Origin of the sequence: Proteus hauseri ATCC 700826 (assembly GCF_001654965.1) — a bacterium.
GTDB lineage: Bacteria > Pseudomonadota > Gammaproteobacteria > Enterobacterales > Enterobacteriaceae > Proteus > Proteus hauseri.
This window is the reverse complement of record NZ_LXEV01000021.1, coordinates 83,356-99,156: the sequence shown is the minus strand read 5'-3', so window position 1 is coordinate 99,156 and position 15,801 is coordinate 83,356. Positions and strand designations below refer to the sequence as shown.

Sequence of the window (15,801 nt, the reverse complement as noted above, 5' to 3'; positions counted from 1 at the left end):
TGCGGTCAAAGCGTAGGCCAAAAAACGATCAAAGTAACCTTATTTAATTTAGGGTTGAACTGCTAGTGAGAATGATTATTATTAATAGCGTATCAAATTTAACAGGTCTGATACGAATGAGTACGACGTAACTTACATTACTTCTTGCGTTTATTTTATATGCCGATATGGCTCCTAGCGTGTCGGCATTTTTTTATTGTGTTAGGTGATCTTTTCATACTAGTAATTTAGCTATATCCATTCAAATTTGACCAAACATAATTATGGCTTAAGACTAAATCCAATTTGACGATCTGCTCTGTTCCAAAGTGAATGTTACTAAGCTACACAACATAATAAGAGAGGGAATAAATCCATCTTATAACAGTTAATTATAATTTTTCTCTAATTAATTCGATGAAAAATCTAGGAGTACAAATGAAAGCCTAACACTTACCATAGTGACTTTTTGTATGTATCATTGTTAAGTCACGTTTGCACTTCGTTGATGCCAGCCTGCTGCTGATAAAATGTTTAGTTTTGTACTAAACACACTCAGCTAACATCATGGTATTTTAATCGACGAGAGGCAGGTTAAAGGTCACCTGTTTGTTGTTTTTTTCGTTTGATTTTACAAGCCAAGCCCCACATGATTTCAGATCGCCACGCAATCAGAAAAGAAAACGACTTTCCACGCCCTATGAGCCGATAATAACGTACTGAGTAACAATGTCGATGTCGACGGGTTCTGATTTAAGGATTTTGATATGACAACCTTTCATCAACTTACAGCTACAACTCTTGACGGCCAACTTGTCTCTATGGCCGACTACGCTGGTAAGGTGGTTCTAGTAGTTAATACAGCCAGTCATTGTGGCTTTACACCACAATACAGTAGCCTTGAAGCACTCTACAAAAAATACGCCTCTCAGGGTTTTGTCGTGCTTGGTTTCCCTTGCAACCAGTTTGGTAAACAAGAACCTGGCGACGCCGACGAAATAGCACGAACCTGTCACATTAACTACGGTGTCAGTTTCCCAATGTTCGAAAAAGTAGAAGTCAACGGAACCACCGCACACCCAGTGTTTCGTTATTTGAAAAATGAGCTGCCTGGCCTGCTGGGTGGGCGGATCAAGTGGAATTTCACTAAGTTTCTGATCGGACGTAACGGTGAACCACTCAAGCGCTTTGCGCCGCCCACTACCCCAGAAAAAATGGAAGCCACAATCCTTGCAGCACTTGAAACTTAAGTACTCTGTCATTAGAACCCAGCCAAGTCTGGGTTAATATAATTTAGGCTCCCTTACAAAAACAATTAAGGCTACACATTTGCGTAGCCTTAATCTTATTCACATTATCTAACTCAATTATCTTTTATCTTTATTTTCTATCGCTATTGTTTGCCGTTTTTCTTCTTCGGGTAATTCATATTCAATAGCAATGGTCAGAAGCCCACTTGATAAATCGGCTTTTTCTATTTTAACATTTTTACCGAGGTCAAATTGCAATGTAAATTGCCCTTGGGATATTCCTCGGTGGATCCATTTATCATTATCTTCTTCTGATTTTTCTTCTTTTTTCCCTTCAATCAATAAACGACTTCCTTTTAATGAAACCGTTAAGTCATTTTCTTGATATCCAGGTACACTCACTGTCAGTTCATAATGGTTATCATCAATCTGTTTTAGGTTATAAGTCTGTACAGGTGATGCAATTGGCTTACTCCCTGTTAACTGACTAAACAGGCGATCTATCTGATCAAAACGGTTTGAAAGTAAGTTGTCAGATAATGTTGGGAATAATGAAAAAGGTTTAATGTTAGGCATATAACTCCTCCTTCAGTATTTAGTGAATTATGGGCGTATCTTAATTGCCCAAAATATAAATATGTACGAGCAAGTATTTTTCAAGCCCTAAAACTTAATTTTTTTATCTTTGACCGATATGAGATTGTAGATAACAAAAAACCCCGCCGAAGCGAGGTTTTATATATTCAACTATTTAATGCTTAACTTATTTGAGCTGTCATCACACTTTTGCAAAATATACATCTTGCGCCGTGTGGATTGTTCACGGAAACATCAAATTGTGATGTTCTATATTGTGAACCGCTACAACAAGGGCATTTAAAATAGAGGCGAATAGTGATAGTGCCTTTAGAGAGCCACCACATTGCCAGCAGAAGGACCTTTCATACCATTTTCCATGGTGAATGAAACTTGTTGGCCTTCAGCTAATGTTTTGAAGCTATCACTTTGGATTGCAGAGAAATGTACGAATACATCTTTGCTGCCATCAGCTGGAGTAATAAAACCAAAACCTTTACCTTCATCGAACCATTTTACTGTACCAGACATTGTATTAGACATAGAATTTCCTTTAATTTATTTAATTTGCCATAAGGCATATGCGGTTTGTTTGGTATTTTTACTTATGGGAATTAATTATAAGGAATTCGCAATGAAGTGGTATCGAGGATAACGCTAAACGGGAACAACTTTAAACTTACTAACATAAATAGGCCTGTACTTCCAAACCAGTGACGCTATTAAGCCATAGAAAAATTCAGATAGCAAACTTTATTTTGCAGATAGTCTTTTACTATGTTGGAATTAAAGAGGTATAAAATGAAAAAAGATAACCTAATCAATCTTCAAAACAAGTTATTCTAAATAATCAAACATGTGGAATTCAACTTAACAAATTACGTGTGTATCAAGGCTAAATTAAGATGCCCTCCTTTTCAACAAAGTTGAAATATCCTTATAAAGGTAACATCAAAAATAACATTTAAGATAATTTTCTCGTCAATATGCAACAGAATACTTTTGGTCTGATGATTGACTGATAAAAATAGAAGTTGATCGTTAAATAAAATGATTAAAGTTAAATATCGCTCTGACTGCTACAATCAATAATAGCTAACAAAAGTTAGCTATTTTTATGACATGACCAATGAGATAACACTATAAAAAATTAGAACAAATATCTAACACCCAATACAAGTTCTTGTGATTTAAGGTGTGCCTTCATTTGCTCGTCTTGTAAGCCTCGAGCATTAGAAAACTGATTCATTCCACTCTCAATTTTACCTAAATCTACATAACGGTAGCCTAAGTCAAAATTAAGTTTATCGATAGGCTCGTAACTAACACCAGCACCAAGAGAATATACCAAGTTTGTATCTGTATTACTTGCATATTGGCGTGAAGTATTCCCTTGCCATCCCGATGATTTTACTTTTGCTATACCAATACCAACCGTTCCATAAATAGAAATCCTCTGGTAAATTTCATAGTCACGATAAGCATTTAACATTAATCGTTGAGACTCTGTTTTATGATGATTAAAGCTAGTAGGAAAAGTCGTTGAACCGCTAGTGTATTCTGCTTTTTTATTAAAAGTATATTCAGCTTCAGTACGCCAGCCATTACCGAATTGACAACCAGCAGCTAAAGAACCATTATAAAAATCATCTTTCTCATCACCGGACACAAATTGACCAATGCCTGGTCTGCTACTTGTATCCATACTATCTGCTTTTTGCCATACTTTAGAGAGCCTTGCTGCACCATAGTAACCTTCATTACTGGTTGATGCTAAAGCACTTCCTGTCGTGCAACCAAAAACCAATCCTACAACCAACAGTTGTAATTTACTCATGTTATAGTTCCTTTATGTTAGTATTTTCGAGAGAAATTATCGCAATATATAACTATAAGTAAATACTAGTTATTTGAATGATATATTCAGTTTATTTGACTTAAGTCGATTATTGATTAAGTAGAAGTATTGTTCTTTAGATAAGATTGACTTGCTATTAATGATATTAATAAATAATTGCTTGGCCCATCCAACAGATGATCATAAATAAATTTTCACATACCTTATATTGTTATTATCAAATTGATATATAAAGAAAATTACTTTTATATATTGAGGCTTACTATACAAGATTTTTCAAATAATTAATCAGAGACTTAACTCTCTAAAACTCAATAAATGCCCCATATTTACAATATTTTCTTAGCCGCGATTAATTTAGAAATAGAGGTTTAAATAAGTGAGATAGTGAAATAAAATCAATTATAAAACGATAGAAAAAATAAAACGCGGCTAAATTAGCGAAGTTTTCATAGACAATAGGCGTAACACAGAATGAACCTTTATCACACTAACACTGTTTTTTCCTAGGGTGCTGGTATTTATCCATGATAATTCATCTTAGGTATCCACTTAGCGAGTACCCTTTCTTATTGTGTGAAGAGAATAATAAACAGCAACAAATAAATATTTCTATTATCTCGATATACGGATTGAAGATATAGATATTCAAGATATTGCCAATGGGTTTGCTAATAAATGACGTTTTAATGAACAGCTTGATAATTTCTATTCTATTACTCAGTACTCTGTATCTATTAGCTATTTAGTTGCACCTGACCATGCTTTAGAAGCCTTATTTCATGATGCCAATGAGGCTTATGCCAAAGAGCGACCATCACCACTTAAAAAGCTGTTGCCTGAATATAAGGTGATAGAAAAAAGAATTGATGCTGTTATTCGTCAAAAATATAACTTACCACCCGTTATGTCGGACGCTGTGCATTTAGCCGACTTAATGATGTTAGCAACCGAAAAACGAGATTTAGAAATTGATGTGGGTAGCAATTGGCTAATGCTTGAAGGTATTCCTACGAGTGATTTTATTGTTAATCCATTAACCCCACTACAAGCCAAAGTTTTATTTTTACGTAGATTTAATGAATTAAGTAAAAGGAACTAAATAAACAGTTCTAAAAAGTTTAAATAAATACCACCAGCATAATTAACGTCTATTTAAACTGTATACGGCAGTATGGAGAGAAAATATGTCAAGAATGGTGACTCTTGAAGCGTGGGCAAGGTTGGAATTTGGAGATGCCTCTCCTTGCATGACGGTATTACAAAAATACGCAAAGAATAACCTTATTGCACCACCTGCAATGAAAGTGGGCCGCAAGTGGATGGTTGATAGAGAAGCTCGTTATGTGGGCTATCTGTCTCTCCCTCAAATTCCTACTAAATCAACGGAACGACTTAAGAGGATAATTACAGATGGCTGCCCGACCACGAACCCATAAAATTATCATCCCTAATCTATATCGAAAGTTAGATAAACGTAACGGCAAAATTTATTGGCAATATAAACATCCCATCACCGGTAAATTTCATAACTTAGGCACCGACGAGCAAGAAGCGAGAGAAACCGCCATTCAAGCCAATACAATTATTGCTGAACAACATACTCGACAGTTATTAAGTATTAATGAACGGTTATCAAAAATTAAGACAAATAAGTCTGAAATATCTGTCGATATATGGATAGATAAATATTTAGATATTCAAAAAGAAAGATTAGATATCGGTGAATTAAAAATTAATTCTTATCGACAAAAAATGAAACCTATTAATTTATTCCGTCAGTATTGTGGTACGAAAATATTAAAAGAGATAACCGCATTAGATATCGCTGAAATAATAGATTCCGTCAAAGTATTAGGACATTCAAGAATGGCTCAGGTCGTTCGCATGGTGCTTATTGATGTATTTAAAGAAGCTCAACATGCTGGCTATGTTCCTCCTGGTTACAATCCTGCGAAAGCAACTAAACAACCACGGAACAGAGTGAAAAGAGAACGCATGACATTGGACGAATGGCGCACTATTTACCAGCAAGCTAAGAACCACCCTCCTTACTTGCAATGTGGCATGTTGCTGGCCTTAACCACAGGTCAGCGGATCGGTGATATCTGTAAAATGAAATTCTCTGATATTTGGGATGACATGTTACATATACAGCAAGAAAAAACGGGCAGTAAGTTAGCCATCCCTCTCTCGCTTAAATGTGAGGCTATCAACCTCTCATTAAGGGAGGTTGTTGCTCAATGTCGTGATGCTGTTGTAAGTAAATATCTCGTGCATTATCGGCATACCACCGCACAAGCGAAACGCGGTGAACAAGTCACGCCAAATACGTTAACCACAACATTTAAAAAAGCGCGAGATAAGTGTGGGTTAACTTGGGAAAAAGGTACGGCACCAACTTTCCATGAGCAACGATCTTTATCCGAGCGACTTTATCGAGAACAAGGAATTAATACACAAAAATTATTGGGGCATAAAACACAAAATATGACCGATAAGTACCACGACGATAGAGGCAAAGAATGGCAAATTATTGCTGTTTAATTGAACAGTTTTGGGGAGGAGTTTTGGGGAAGAATTTTATAGTACAAAAAATAAACGGGAACTAATAAGCTCCCGTTAACTATTTATCAAATCAACAATTACATATGTTTGATAATCGCGTCACCAAACTCGCTACATTTCAGCAGTTTAGCGCCTTCTAACTGACGTTCGAAATCATAAGTTACGGTCTTAGCGGCAATCGCGCCTTCCATACCTTTAATGATTAAGTCAGCCGCTTCTGTCCAACCCATGTGGCGTAGCATCATTTCAGCAGAAAGGATAATAGAACCTGGGTTTACTTTATCTTGGCCTGCATATTTAGGCGCGGTACCGTGAGTCGCTTCAAATAAAGCACACTCATCACCAATATTTGCACCTGGAGCAATACCAATACCACCAACTTGCGCAGCTAATGCATCAGAAATGTAGTCGCCATTAAGGTTCATACATGCGATAACATCATACTCTGCTGGACGTAGTAAGATTTGTTGTAAGAATGCATCCGCGATAACATCTTTAACAATGATCGCTTTACCCGTTTTAGGATTTTTGATTTTAACCCAAGGGCCGCCATCTAATAACTCACCGCCAAACTCTTCACGCGCTAACTCATAACCCCAGTCTTTAAAGGCACCTTCGGTAAATTTCATAATATTACCTTTGTGTACCAATGTAACTGAATCACGATCATTATCGATAGCGTATTCAATAGCAGCACGAACTAGACGTTTAGTTCCAGCTTCTGAACATGGCTTAATACCAATACCGCATTCTTGTGGGAAACGGATCTTAGTGACACCCATTTCATCTTGTAAGAATTTAATTACTTTATCTGCTTCAGCAGAACCAGCTTTCCACTCGATACCAGCATAAATATCTTCTGAGTTTTCACGGAAGATAATCATATCAGTAAGTTCAGGTTGCTTAACTGGGCTTGGCGTGCCTTTGTAGTAACGAACTGGGCGCAAACACACATAAAGATCAAGTTGTTGACGTAATGCCACGTTCAATGAACGAATACCGCCACCAACAGGCGTTGTTAAAGGGCCTTTAATAGAAACTCGATATTCACGGATAAGATCTAAGGTTTCTTCTGGTAACCAAACATCTTTACCATAAACCTGTGTTGATTTTTCACCAGTGTAAACTTCCATCCACTGGATCTTACGTTCTTTGCCGTAAGCTTTCTCAACCGCCGCATCAACAACTTTTAACATTGCTGGCGTTACATCGATACCGATACCATCCCCTTCGATATAAGGAATAACCGGATTATTTGGAACAACAAGCTTACCTTTAGCATCTAGTGTAATCTTAGCGCCATTAGCCGGAACAACTACTTTGCTTTCCATTTACCTCTCCTTTCATATAAGCGCACGCTTTGTTAATTTTTTGTAAGAGACCTGTCAATACTACTTGATTATTCAGCTAACGCCAATCGCTTCTCTTTTAAGGTATAATCAATCTCCCATTTTTTACATAAATAAACTATGCCAAATCAACTTAAAAATACGACTAAAACAAAAAAACATTTCTCTTCTACTCATCGAGGAAAACCCGCTCGCTCTAGAGGTGAGCGTAAAGTGATTATCTTTAATAAGCCTTTTGATGTTCTAGTCCAATTCACTGATGAAAGTGGACGAAAAACACTAAAAGATTTTATCCCTATTCCTGATATTTATGCTGCTGGAAGACTTGATAGAGATAGTGAAGGTCTACTCATCTTAACAAATGATGGAAAGCTACAAGCAAAACTGACTCAACCAAGTAAAAAAACCGGCAAAGTCTACTATGCTCAAGTAGAAGGCATACCAACAGCCTCACAATTACAACAATTTCGTGAAGGATTAATATTAAAAGATGGCAAAACATTACCTGCACAAATTGAAATAGTAGAGCAACCTAAATGGCTATGGGAAAGGATCCCGCCAATTAGAGAACGTCAAACCATCCCAACATCTTGGGTAAAAATAACGTTGTTTGAAGGGAAAAATCGCCAAGTCCGACGAATGACAGCACATATAGGTTACCCAACTTTACGTCTTATTCGTTTTAGTATGGGGAATATTACGCTAGATAGCCTACTCCCTGGTGAATGGAAGGAGATCAATCTTGTTTAAACCACATGTCACTGTTGCTTGTATCGTTCATGCACAAGATAAATTTCTGGTTGTTGAAGAAACAGTCAACGGAAAAGCCACATGGAATCAGCCTGCGGGTCATCTTGAAGCGAATGAAACATTAATACAGGCAGTTCAACGCGAGTTATGGGAAGAAACGGGTTTAACACTACCAGTTCAATATTTTCTTAAACTACATCAATGGATTGCACCAGATAATACGCCTTTTTTACGTTTTCTATTTCTGATTGAAACAACAGAATTACACAAAACACAACCTAATGATAATGATATAAATTGCTGCCATTGGGTTAGTTTTGATGAAATCATTAATAGCAAACAGTTACGCTCGCCTTTAGTAAGAGAAAGCCTTTTATGTTATCAACAAGGCGAACATTATCCTCTGACTTTATTAGATAGTTTCGGCGCACCTTTTAAACTTTAAAAACAAAATAAGAAAACGTATTCGTTTGGTGCACCCCTGTTAGCGATATGGTAAAGTATGGCGCTTATTTTTCCGCAGTGAGATTCAGTTATGTCAGATAACAGCCAAAAAAAAGTCATCGTAGGAATGTCCGGTGGCGTTGATTCATCCGTTTCAGCCTATCTTCTAAAGGAACAGGGATATCAGGTCGTTGGTCTGTTTATGAAGAACTGGGAAGAAGACGACGATACCGAATATTGTTCAGCTTCTACAGACCTTGCTGATGCGCAAGCCGTCTGCGATAAACTTGGCATAGAACTTTACACTATTAATTTTGCCGCTGAATATTGGGATAATGTTTTTGAACATTTTTTATCCGAATACAAAGCTGGTCGCACGCCTAATCCAGATATTCTTTGTAATAAAGAAATAAAATTCAAAGCGTTTTTAGAATATGCTGCTGAAGATCTAGGTGCTGATTATATTGCAACGGGCCACTATGTTCGTCGCCGTGATGTCGATGGCAAAAGCCAGTTATTACGTGGCGTCGATAATAATAAAGACCAAAGCTACTTCTTATATACATTAAGCCATCAGCAAATCGCACAAAGCCTTTTCCCTGTTGGTGAAATGGAAAAGCCTGAAGTTCGCAAAATTGCTGAGAAATTAGAACTCGCCACTGCGAAGAAAAAAGACTCAACAGGAATTTGCTTTATTGGCGAGCGCAAGTTTACTGATTTTCTATCTCGCTATTTACCAGCAAAACCAGGCCCTATTATTACTGTCGATGGCGAAACTATCGGTGAACATCAAGGCTTGATGTATCACACTTTAGGTCAGCGTAAAGGTTTAGGGATTGGCGGCACAAAAGATGGTGGAGAAGATCCTTGGTATGTTGTCGATAAAGATGTTGAAAATAACATTCTTATCGTTGCACAAGGCCATGAACATCCAAGATTAATGTCTGTAGGCTTAGTTGCCCAGCAACTTCATTGGGTTTCTAGAGAACCTGTTACCCAAGCATTCCGCTGTACAGTGAAAACGCGATATCGCCAGCCAGATATTGCATGTACAGTAACGCCATTAGGCGAAGATAAAATTGAAGTTCGCTTTGATCATCCTGTTGCTGCTGTTACACCGGGTCAATCAGCTGTGTTTTATCAAGATGAGATCTGTTTAGGCGGCGGTATTATTGAAACTCGAATTCAGGAGTAGATGTGGCTAAAGATTTTCGTGATATTACCCTTGCACTGGCAGGTATCTGCCAGGCAAGCCGTCTTGTTCAGCAATTTGCTTATCAAGGTAGCTGTGATGAGAAAGATGTTGAGGTGATGGTCAACAGCATTTTTAATATCAATCCGACATCAACACTTGATGTTTATGGCAATCAAATAAGCCATCTGAAATTAGGCTTCCAAACATTGAAAGCCATTCATCAAGCAGTAAGAAGAGAAAAACTTACGCTTGAGCTAATGACTTATCAGCAAGGTTTAATCAATCTTGAACGCCTTATCAGCAAAAATAGCCAATACAGCGCCCAATTATCACAAAAAATTGCGCAATTAGAACGCCAAAAAAGCTATTTTGAGCCAATGTCTGATGGTGTATTTAATGCACTTGCAGGCGTTTATGTGGATGCGGTGAGTCCAGTAGGGCCTCGTATTCAAGTTCATGGCTCTGTTGAGTTATTACGTAACCCAATTATTCAGGCTAAAGTCCGAGCATTATTACTAACAGGTATACGCAGTGCTGTACTTTGGCGTCAAGTAGGTGGCCGTCGTTTTGATTTTTTACTTCATCAAAAAACGATCCTACGACAAACTGATGATTTTCTCGCTCAATGTTAATACTTTAAAATTCAACCTGGGAGTTGCCAACAATGGAATTATCTTCGCTGACAGCGATTTCACCTATTGACGGTCGTTACGGCAGTAAAACCTCGTCATTACGTGCTATTTTTAGTGAATTCGGTCTTCTGAAATTCCGTGTACAGGTAGAAGTTCGCTGGCTGCAAAAGCTGGCTTCTTGCACCGACATTAAAGAAGTTCCGGCCTTTGAAAAAAACGCAATCGATTTCCTTGATGCCATTGTCGCTAATTTCAATGAAGAAGATGCGAGCCGCATTAAAACTATCGAACGAACAACTAACCATGATGTAAAAGCGGTTGAATACTTCTTAAAAGAGAAAGTAGCAGCAATTCCTGCATTACATCAGGTTTCAGAGTTTATTCACTTCGCTTGTACTTCTGAAGATATTAATAACCTCTCCCATGCCATTATGCTAGAAACAGCGCGCCAAGAAATTTTGCTGCCGGCATGGCGTGAACTAATTGATACTATTAGCAAAATGGCTCAAGATTATCGCGAACTGCCACTGCTTTCTCGTACACATGGGCAACCTGCAACGCCTTCTACTGTCGGTAAAGAGTTTGCTAATGTTGCTTATCGTATGGAACGCCAATATCGTCAACTCACTCAAGTTGAGATCTTAGGTAAAATCAATGGCGCTGTTGGTAACTATAATGCACATTTAGCAGCTTACCCTGAAGTTAATTGGCACCAGTTTAGTGAAGAGTTTGTTACCTCATTAGGTATTACCTGGAACCCATACACTACTCAAATTGAACCACATGATTACATTGCCGAACTTTTTGATTGTATTAGCCGCTTTAATACCATCTTGATTGATTTTGACCGTGATATTTGGGGCTATGTTGCACTTAACCATTTCAAACAAAAAACAATAGCGGGTGAAATTGGTTCATCAACCATGCCACATAAAGTTAACCCTATCGACTTTGAAAACTCAGAAGGAAACTTAGGGCTTGCTAATGCGATGATGGGACATCTTTCTAGTAAATTACCAGTTTCTCGCTGGCAGCGTGATTTAACAGATTCAACCGTCTTACGTAATTTAGGTGTTGGTATTGGTTATGCATTAATCGCCTATCAATCTACAATGAAAGGCCTAAATAAACTTGAAGTGAATGAAAATCACCTTCGTGAAGAGTTAGATCATAACTGGGAAGTATTGGCTGAGCCTATTCAAACGGTAATGCGTCGTTATGGTATTGAAAAACCTTATGAAAAACTCAAAGAGTTGACGCGTGGTAAGCGCATTACTGCACAAGATATGAGTGTTTTTATTGATGGTTTAAATTTACCAGAAAATGAAAAAGTACGCTTAAAAGCAATGACACCAGAAAGTTATATTGGCTTTGCAACCCAACTTGTTGATAAGCTCAACTAATCAGCGACTAAAAAGGCAGATAATCTCTGCCTTTTTTTATGGCTATATACGCTAAATATGCTATTTCATATTTTATTTTTATAACCTATTTTTGATTATAAATGAGTACAACATTCCCACATACTTAATTTAGATAGTGAGCTATCACGCTATAATCGTCTTACAGTGGCTGTTGGGGATAACTGTAAACAAGGTGAAATAATGCGACTCCTAATTATTGAAGATAATATTTTACTCCGTCATCACTTAACGGTGCAATTTCGTGATGCAGGACATCAAGTTGATGCAGCAGAAGATGCCAAAGAGGCAGACTATTTTATCGCAGAAGGTGCGCCAGACGTTGTAATTGTTGACTTAGGTCTTCCTGATGAAGATGGCATTAGTCTTATTCGCAGGTGGCGAGAAAACAATATTACCTTACCTATTATGGTATTAACGGCACGAGAAAGTTGGCAAGAGAAAGTCTCTGCATTAAATGCAGGTGCTGACGATTATGTGACGAAACCCTTTCATTTTGAGGAGATTGTTGCACGAATTCAGGCATTAATGCGAAGAAACATGGGCATTGCTTCACAAACCCTTGTAATAGCGCCTTTTGAGTTGGATTTGTCGCGTAAAGAGTTCATGATTTCAGGCGAGCAAATTAAGTTAACCGCTTTTGAATACACTATTTTAGAAACGCTAATGCGTAACCAAAATAAAGTTGTCAGTAAAGATGCCTTAATGCGCCAACTCTATCCTGATGCTGAATTACGAGAAAGTCATACTATTGATGTGCTTATGGGACGTTTACGTAAAAAAACACTCGAAAAATACGCTGATGACGTCATTGTAACGGTACGCGGACAAGGTTACCGCTTTGATATGAAACCTTAATATGCAAAAAAAACAGCGTTCACCATTTTCATTACGAACCCGATTCCTACTTGCTACCAGTGCCATTATTTTAGCACTCACTCTCTCTTATGGGTTGGTAGCAATTGTTGGTTCTATTGTTAGTATTGATAAAACAACCTATATGCTAATGCGTAGCCAGAGCAATCTCTACTACAGCCTCGCTCAATGGGAAAATGGTAAGCTGAATATTGAATTTCCTACTAATTTAAATAACAACAATACATCACTAGTGGTTATTTTTGATAGCAAAGGTGATGTGTTATGGACACCACCTGATTTACCTAAATCAATTCCTAATAGCATTAATCCTAAGTGGCGTAATGAAGAAGGCTTATTCGAGATAACAGCAGATGTCAAAACAACGCGTTTAATGTTGCAACAACTCCCCCAATATCGAGCCTATTTAAAAAGACTTGATGAATATTCTCGCAATGATTCATTAACGCACTCAGTAGTGATAAATCATTACCCTGCCGAAAATAATATTCCTTATCTTGCTATTGCCGTTATCGATCCTATTCCTCAAAAAATGCAAAAAACAAGTCAAGTATGGGACTGGTTTCTGTATGTTCTCCTTGCCAACTTTCTATTAGTAATACCTTTAATTTGGCTAGCGGCCCATTGGAGTTTAAGGCCGATAAAATCTGTTATTGAACAAATTAGTGCGTTAGAAAAAGGCTCTCGTAGTGATCTTGATGAAAATCCGCCTACTGAATTAAAAGGACTGGTGCGTAACCTTAATGTGCTGTTACGTAATGAACGCAATCGCTATAGCAAATATCGCACTAGTTTATCTGACTTAACTCATAGCTTAAAAACACCCTTGGCAGTATTACAATCAACACTGCGCTCTTTACGTTCAGGTAAACAAATGACGATAGAGCAAGCAGAACCTATTATGCTCTCTCAAATTGAGCGCATATCTCAACAAGTGGGTTATTATCTACATCGTGCATCAATACATGGTGATCATGATATTACTACGCGAAAGCTTCATTCATTATCTGGATTACTCGACAACCTTTGCAGTGCTTTAAGTAAAGTCTATCAGTCTAAAGGTGTTGACCTTTCTTTAAATGTTTCACCAGAAATAATGTGGCTAGGCGAAAAAAATGATTTTATGGAAGTGATGGGAAATATTCTTGATAATGCATGTAAATATTGTCTCGAGTTTGTCGAAATTAACGTTAACAATACTGAAAATAGCGTCATTATTATTGTTGATGATGATGGTCCCGGTGTAAATCCAGAGAAAAGAGCAGCTATTTTTTTGCGTGGAACACGAGCAGATACCCTTCGCCCTGGACAAGGTTTAGGTTTATCTATCGCAGTTGATATTATTGAGCAATATAGTGGTGAAATTCTTATCGCAGATAGTCCATTAGGCGGCGCTCGAATTACTGTTGTATTTAAAGAACAACAGCTAACTTTAGAACGAGAATAGTGCATATATAAAAGTGTCTACTGATGACACAACAACCAATCAGACACCTTACTTATTGCTATTATTTCATTTATGTATGATATCTGTTCACTTATCACTATGTTAATCGTTATTACTCACATTGCTCAAAGGAATGTTTAGCAGGAAGTTTCAATTCATTATATTATGTTTTTCAGGCTTCCCGAATTCAGGACATACACAATGGACTATAAACTTAATTTAGATTGGCATGCATTTTTAGAAAGCCATTGGCAAAAGCGCCCTTTATTAATAAAAAACGGCTTTTCTTGTTTTGTTGATCCTTTATCTCCTGACGAACTTGCTGGTCTTGCAATGGAAGATGAAGTAGATAGCCGTCTTGTTAGCTGTCACGACGGACAATGGGGAGTCAAACACGGACCTTTTGAGGACTTTGATGGTCTTGGCGATAAAGATTGGTCTTTATTAGTTCAAGCGGTTGATCACTGGCATTTTCCTAGTGCTGCGTTAATGAAACCTTTCCGTGTTTTACCTGACTGGCGTATTGATGATCTCATGATCTCTTATTCAGTTCCTGGTGGTGGTGTTGGCCCTCATCTTGATCAATATGATGTTTTTATTATTCAAGGACAAGGTCGCCGTCATTGGCGTGTTGGGGAAAAAATCCCAATGAAACAACACTGTCCTCACCCAGACTTACTTCAAGTTGACCCATTTGAAGCAATTATTGATGAAGAGCTAGAACCGGGAGATATTCTTTATATTCCACCTGGATTCCCACATGAAGGTTATGCAATTGAAGAATCACTCAACTATTCTGTCGGTTTCCGTGCGCCAAATGCACGTGAGCTGTTCAGTGGTTTTGCTGACTATGTTCTTGCTAACGATTTAGGTAGCTATCGATATAGCGACCCAGATTTAACACCACGTGAAAATCCTGCGTTAGTTCAGCATCAAGAACTCAATAAATTGCATGACATGATGGAAGATTTATTGGCTCAACCAGAAGTATTCCGCCATTGGTTTGGTGAGTTTATTTCTCAATCCCGCCATGAACTTGATTTGGCAGTACCTGAGCCTCTCTATGAAAATGCAGAAATTCATGACTTACTACTGCAAGGCGAAAAACTTAATCGTTTAAACGGTATTCGCGCACTACGTGTCGGTGATAACTGTTTTGTAAATGGTGAGTTAATGAATACAGATCGTATTGAAGCCGCCGATGCTTTGTGCCAATACGCCCAAGTGGATAAAGAACATTTAGGTGATGCTCTAGGTGACCCTAAGTTTGTTCGTTTATTAACACATTTAGTGAATCAGGGTTACTGGTACTTTGATGATTAATTGTCAATAGCAACTAATTATTACATTTAAAACCCAGCTAACTAAAGCTGGGTTTTAATTATCCTATTTTTAATATTAAGATATTATCTATCATTTATTAAGTTAATAGTTATGTTTATTTCAAGTTTCAGTG

16 protein-coding genes and 1 pseudogene are annotated in these 15,801 nt (G+C 37.6%); 12 read left to right on the top strand and 5 right to left on the bottom strand.

Going from position 1 to position 15,801, the window contains the following annotated elements:
* Positions 1-746 precede the first annotated feature (746 nt).
* Positions 747-1,229 carry a glutathione peroxidase gene (locus M997_RS08325; RefSeq protein ID WP_064719649.1) on the top strand — a complete coding sequence of 161 codons (483 nt, stop codon included), beginning with the start codon at positions 747-749 and terminating at the stop codon, positions 1,227-1,229.
* A 117-nt stretch (positions 1,230-1,346) separates the two neighbouring features.
* On the opposite strand, the gene M997_RS08320 is transcribed toward M997_RS08325, so the two are convergent.
* The 4 genes from M997_RS08320 to M997_RS08310 all read right to left on the bottom strand — a co-directional run bounded on the left by M997_RS08320 (position 1,347) and on the right by M997_RS08310 (position 3,642).
* Positions 1,347-1,805 carry an Hsp20 family protein gene (locus M997_RS08320; protein ID WP_064719648.1) on the bottom strand — a complete coding sequence of 153 codons (459 nt, stop codon included), beginning with the start codon at positions 1,803-1,805 and terminating at the stop codon, positions 1,347-1,349.
* A gap of 182 nt (positions 1,806-1,987) precedes the next feature.
* Positions 1,988-2,152 (bottom strand): cold shock small protein YmcF, encoded by a 165-nt coding sequence (gene ymcF, locus M997_RS17720; protein ID WP_109406108.1) that lies wholly within the window; start codon positions 2,150-2,152, stop codon positions 1,988-1,990.
* A complete protein-coding gene (cspE, locus tag M997_RS08315; RefSeq protein WP_064719647.1) occupies positions 2,136-2,348 on the bottom strand; it encodes a transcription antiterminator/RNA stability regulator CspE in 213 nt (70 codons plus the stop codon). The genes ymcF and cspE overlap by 17 nt, the downstream gene beginning before the upstream one ends.
* A gap of 607 nt (positions 2,349-2,955) precedes the next feature.
* On the bottom strand, positions 2,956-3,642 hold the full coding sequence (locus M997_RS08310; protein ID WP_064719646.1) for an outer membrane protein: 687 nt from the start codon (positions 3,640-3,642) through the stop codon (positions 2,956-2,958).
* A gap of 646 nt (positions 3,643-4,288) precedes the next feature.
* Between M997_RS08310 and M997_RS08305 the strand changes: the two are divergent.
* From M997_RS08305 to M997_RS08295, 3 genes and pseudogenes are all read left to right on the top strand, one after another.
* Positions 4,289-4,765: pseudogene (locus M997_RS08305) on the top strand (HD family hydrolase).
* A gap of 85 nt (positions 4,766-4,850) precedes the next feature.
* Positions 4,851-5,102, top strand: a complete 252-nt coding sequence (locus tag M997_RS08300) for an excisionase (protein ID WP_017628380.1) — start codon at positions 4,851-4,853, stop codon at positions 5,100-5,102.
* Positions 5,077-6,210 carry a site-specific integrase gene (locus M997_RS08295; RefSeq protein ID WP_064719645.1) on the top strand — a complete coding sequence of 378 codons (1,134 nt, stop codon included), beginning with the start codon at positions 5,077-5,079 and terminating at the stop codon, positions 6,208-6,210. Before M997_RS08300 ends, M997_RS08295 begins: the two co-directional genes overlap by 26 nt.
* A gap of 98 nt (positions 6,211-6,308) precedes the next feature.
* Here the strand turns inward: M997_RS08295 and icd are convergent, their stop codons facing one another.
* Positions 6,309-7,562 carry an NADP-dependent isocitrate dehydrogenase gene (gene icd / locus M997_RS08290; RefSeq protein ID WP_064719644.1) on the bottom strand — a complete coding sequence of 418 codons (1,254 nt, stop codon included), beginning with the start codon at positions 7,560-7,562 and terminating at the stop codon, positions 6,309-6,311.
* Between the two features lie 138 nt (positions 7,563-7,700).
* Between icd and rluE the strand changes: the two genes are divergently transcribed.
* From rluE to M997_RS08250, 8 genes are all read left to right on the top strand, one after another.
* The gene (rluE, locus tag M997_RS08285) at positions 7,701-8,330 is read left to right on the top strand and encodes a 23S rRNA pseudouridine(2457) synthase RluE (protein ID WP_064719643.1); all 630 of its coding nucleotides are present in this window, start codon (positions 7,701-7,703) and stop codon (positions 8,328-8,330) included.
* A complete protein-coding gene (locus tag M997_RS08280) occupies positions 8,323-8,775 on the top strand; it encodes an NUDIX hydrolase (protein WP_064719642.1) in 453 nt (150 codons plus the stop codon). Before rluE ends, M997_RS08280 begins: the two co-directional genes overlap by 8 nt.
* Positions 8,776-8,865: 90 nt before the next feature.
* Positions 8,866-9,969, top strand: coding sequence for a tRNA 2-thiouridine(34) synthase MnmA (gene mnmA / locus M997_RS08275; protein WP_064719641.1), 1,104 nt, complete (start codon positions 8,866-8,868; stop codon positions 9,967-9,969).
* A 2-nt stretch (positions 9,970-9,971) separates the two neighbouring features.
* A complete protein-coding gene (hflD, locus tag M997_RS08270) occupies positions 9,972-10,601 on the top strand; it encodes a high frequency lysogenization protein HflD (RefSeq protein WP_064719640.1) in 630 nt (209 codons plus the stop codon).
* Positions 10,602-10,633: 32 nt separating this feature from the next.
* Positions 10,634-12,004, top strand: a complete 1,371-nt coding sequence (gene purB, locus M997_RS08265; protein ID WP_064719639.1) for an adenylosuccinate lyase — start codon at positions 10,634-10,636, stop codon at positions 12,002-12,004.
* 201 nt (positions 12,005-12,205) lie between these two features.
* Positions 12,206-12,880 (top strand): two-component system response regulator PhoP, encoded by a 675-nt coding sequence (phoP, locus tag M997_RS08260; RefSeq protein ID WP_064719638.1) that lies wholly within the window; start codon positions 12,206-12,208, stop codon positions 12,878-12,880.
* 1 nt (position 12,881) lies between these two features.
* Entirely contained in the window at positions 12,882-14,345 is a 1,464-nt protein-coding gene (gene phoQ, locus M997_RS08255) for a two-component system sensor histidine kinase PhoQ (RefSeq protein WP_064719637.1), read from the top strand.
* Between the two features lie 201 nt (positions 14,346-14,546).
* Positions 14,547-15,668: a ribosomal protein uL16 3-hydroxylase gene (locus M997_RS08250; RefSeq protein WP_064719636.1), complete on the top strand. Its 1,122-nt coding sequence runs from the start codon at positions 14,547-14,549 to the stop codon at positions 15,666-15,668.
* Positions 15,669-15,801 lie beyond the last annotated feature (133 nt).

Bases quoted from the DNA above. Each gene is read 5' to 3' on its own strand.
- cspE (WP_064719647.1), bottom strand. From the start codon at position 2,348: ATGTCTAATACAATGTCTGGTACAGTAAAATGGTTCGATGAAGGTAAA.
- M997_RS08300 (WP_017628380.1), top strand. From the start codon at position 4,851: ATGTCAAGAATGGTGACTCTTGAAGCGTGGGCAAGGTTGGAATTTGGA.
- purB (WP_064719639.1), top strand. From the start codon at position 10,634: ATGGAATTATCTTCGCTGACAGCGATTTCACCTATTGACGGTCGTTAC.
- mnmA (WP_064719641.1), top strand. From the start codon at position 8,866: ATGTCAGATAACAGCCAAAAAAAAGTCATCGTAGGAATGTCCGGTGGC.
- phoQ (WP_064719637.1), top strand. From the start codon at position 12,882: ATGCAAAAAAAACAGCGTTCACCATTTTCATTACGAACCCGATTCCTA.
- M997_RS08310 (WP_064719646.1), bottom strand. From the start codon at position 3,642: ATGAGTAAATTACAACTGTTGGTTGTAGGATTGGTTTTTGGTTGCACG.
- M997_RS08295 (WP_064719645.1), top strand. From the start codon at position 5,077: ATGGCTGCCCGACCACGAACCCATAAAATTATCATCCCTAATCTATAT.
- M997_RS08250 (WP_064719636.1), top strand. From the start codon at position 14,547: ATGGACTATAAACTTAATTTAGATTGGCATGCATTTTTAGAAAGCCAT.
- phoP (WP_064719638.1), top strand. From the start codon at position 12,206: ATGCGACTCCTAATTATTGAAGATAATATTTTACTCCGTCATCACTTA.
- M997_RS08325 (WP_064719649.1), top strand. From the start codon at position 747: ATGACAACCTTTCATCAACTTACAGCTACAACTCTTGACGGCCAACTT.
- rluE (WP_064719643.1), top strand. From the start codon at position 7,701: ATGCCAAATCAACTTAAAAATACGACTAAAACAAAAAAACATTTCTCT.
- M997_RS08320 (WP_064719648.1), bottom strand. From the start codon at position 1,805: ATGCCTAACATTAAACCTTTTTCATTATTCCCAACATTATCTGACAAC.
- ymcF (WP_109406108.1), bottom strand. From the start codon at position 2,152: ATGTGGTGGCTCTCTAAAGGCACTATCACTATTCGCCTCTATTTTAAA.
- icd (WP_064719644.1), bottom strand. From the start codon at position 7,562: ATGGAAAGCAAAGTAGTTGTTCCGGCTAATGGCGCTAAGATTACACTA.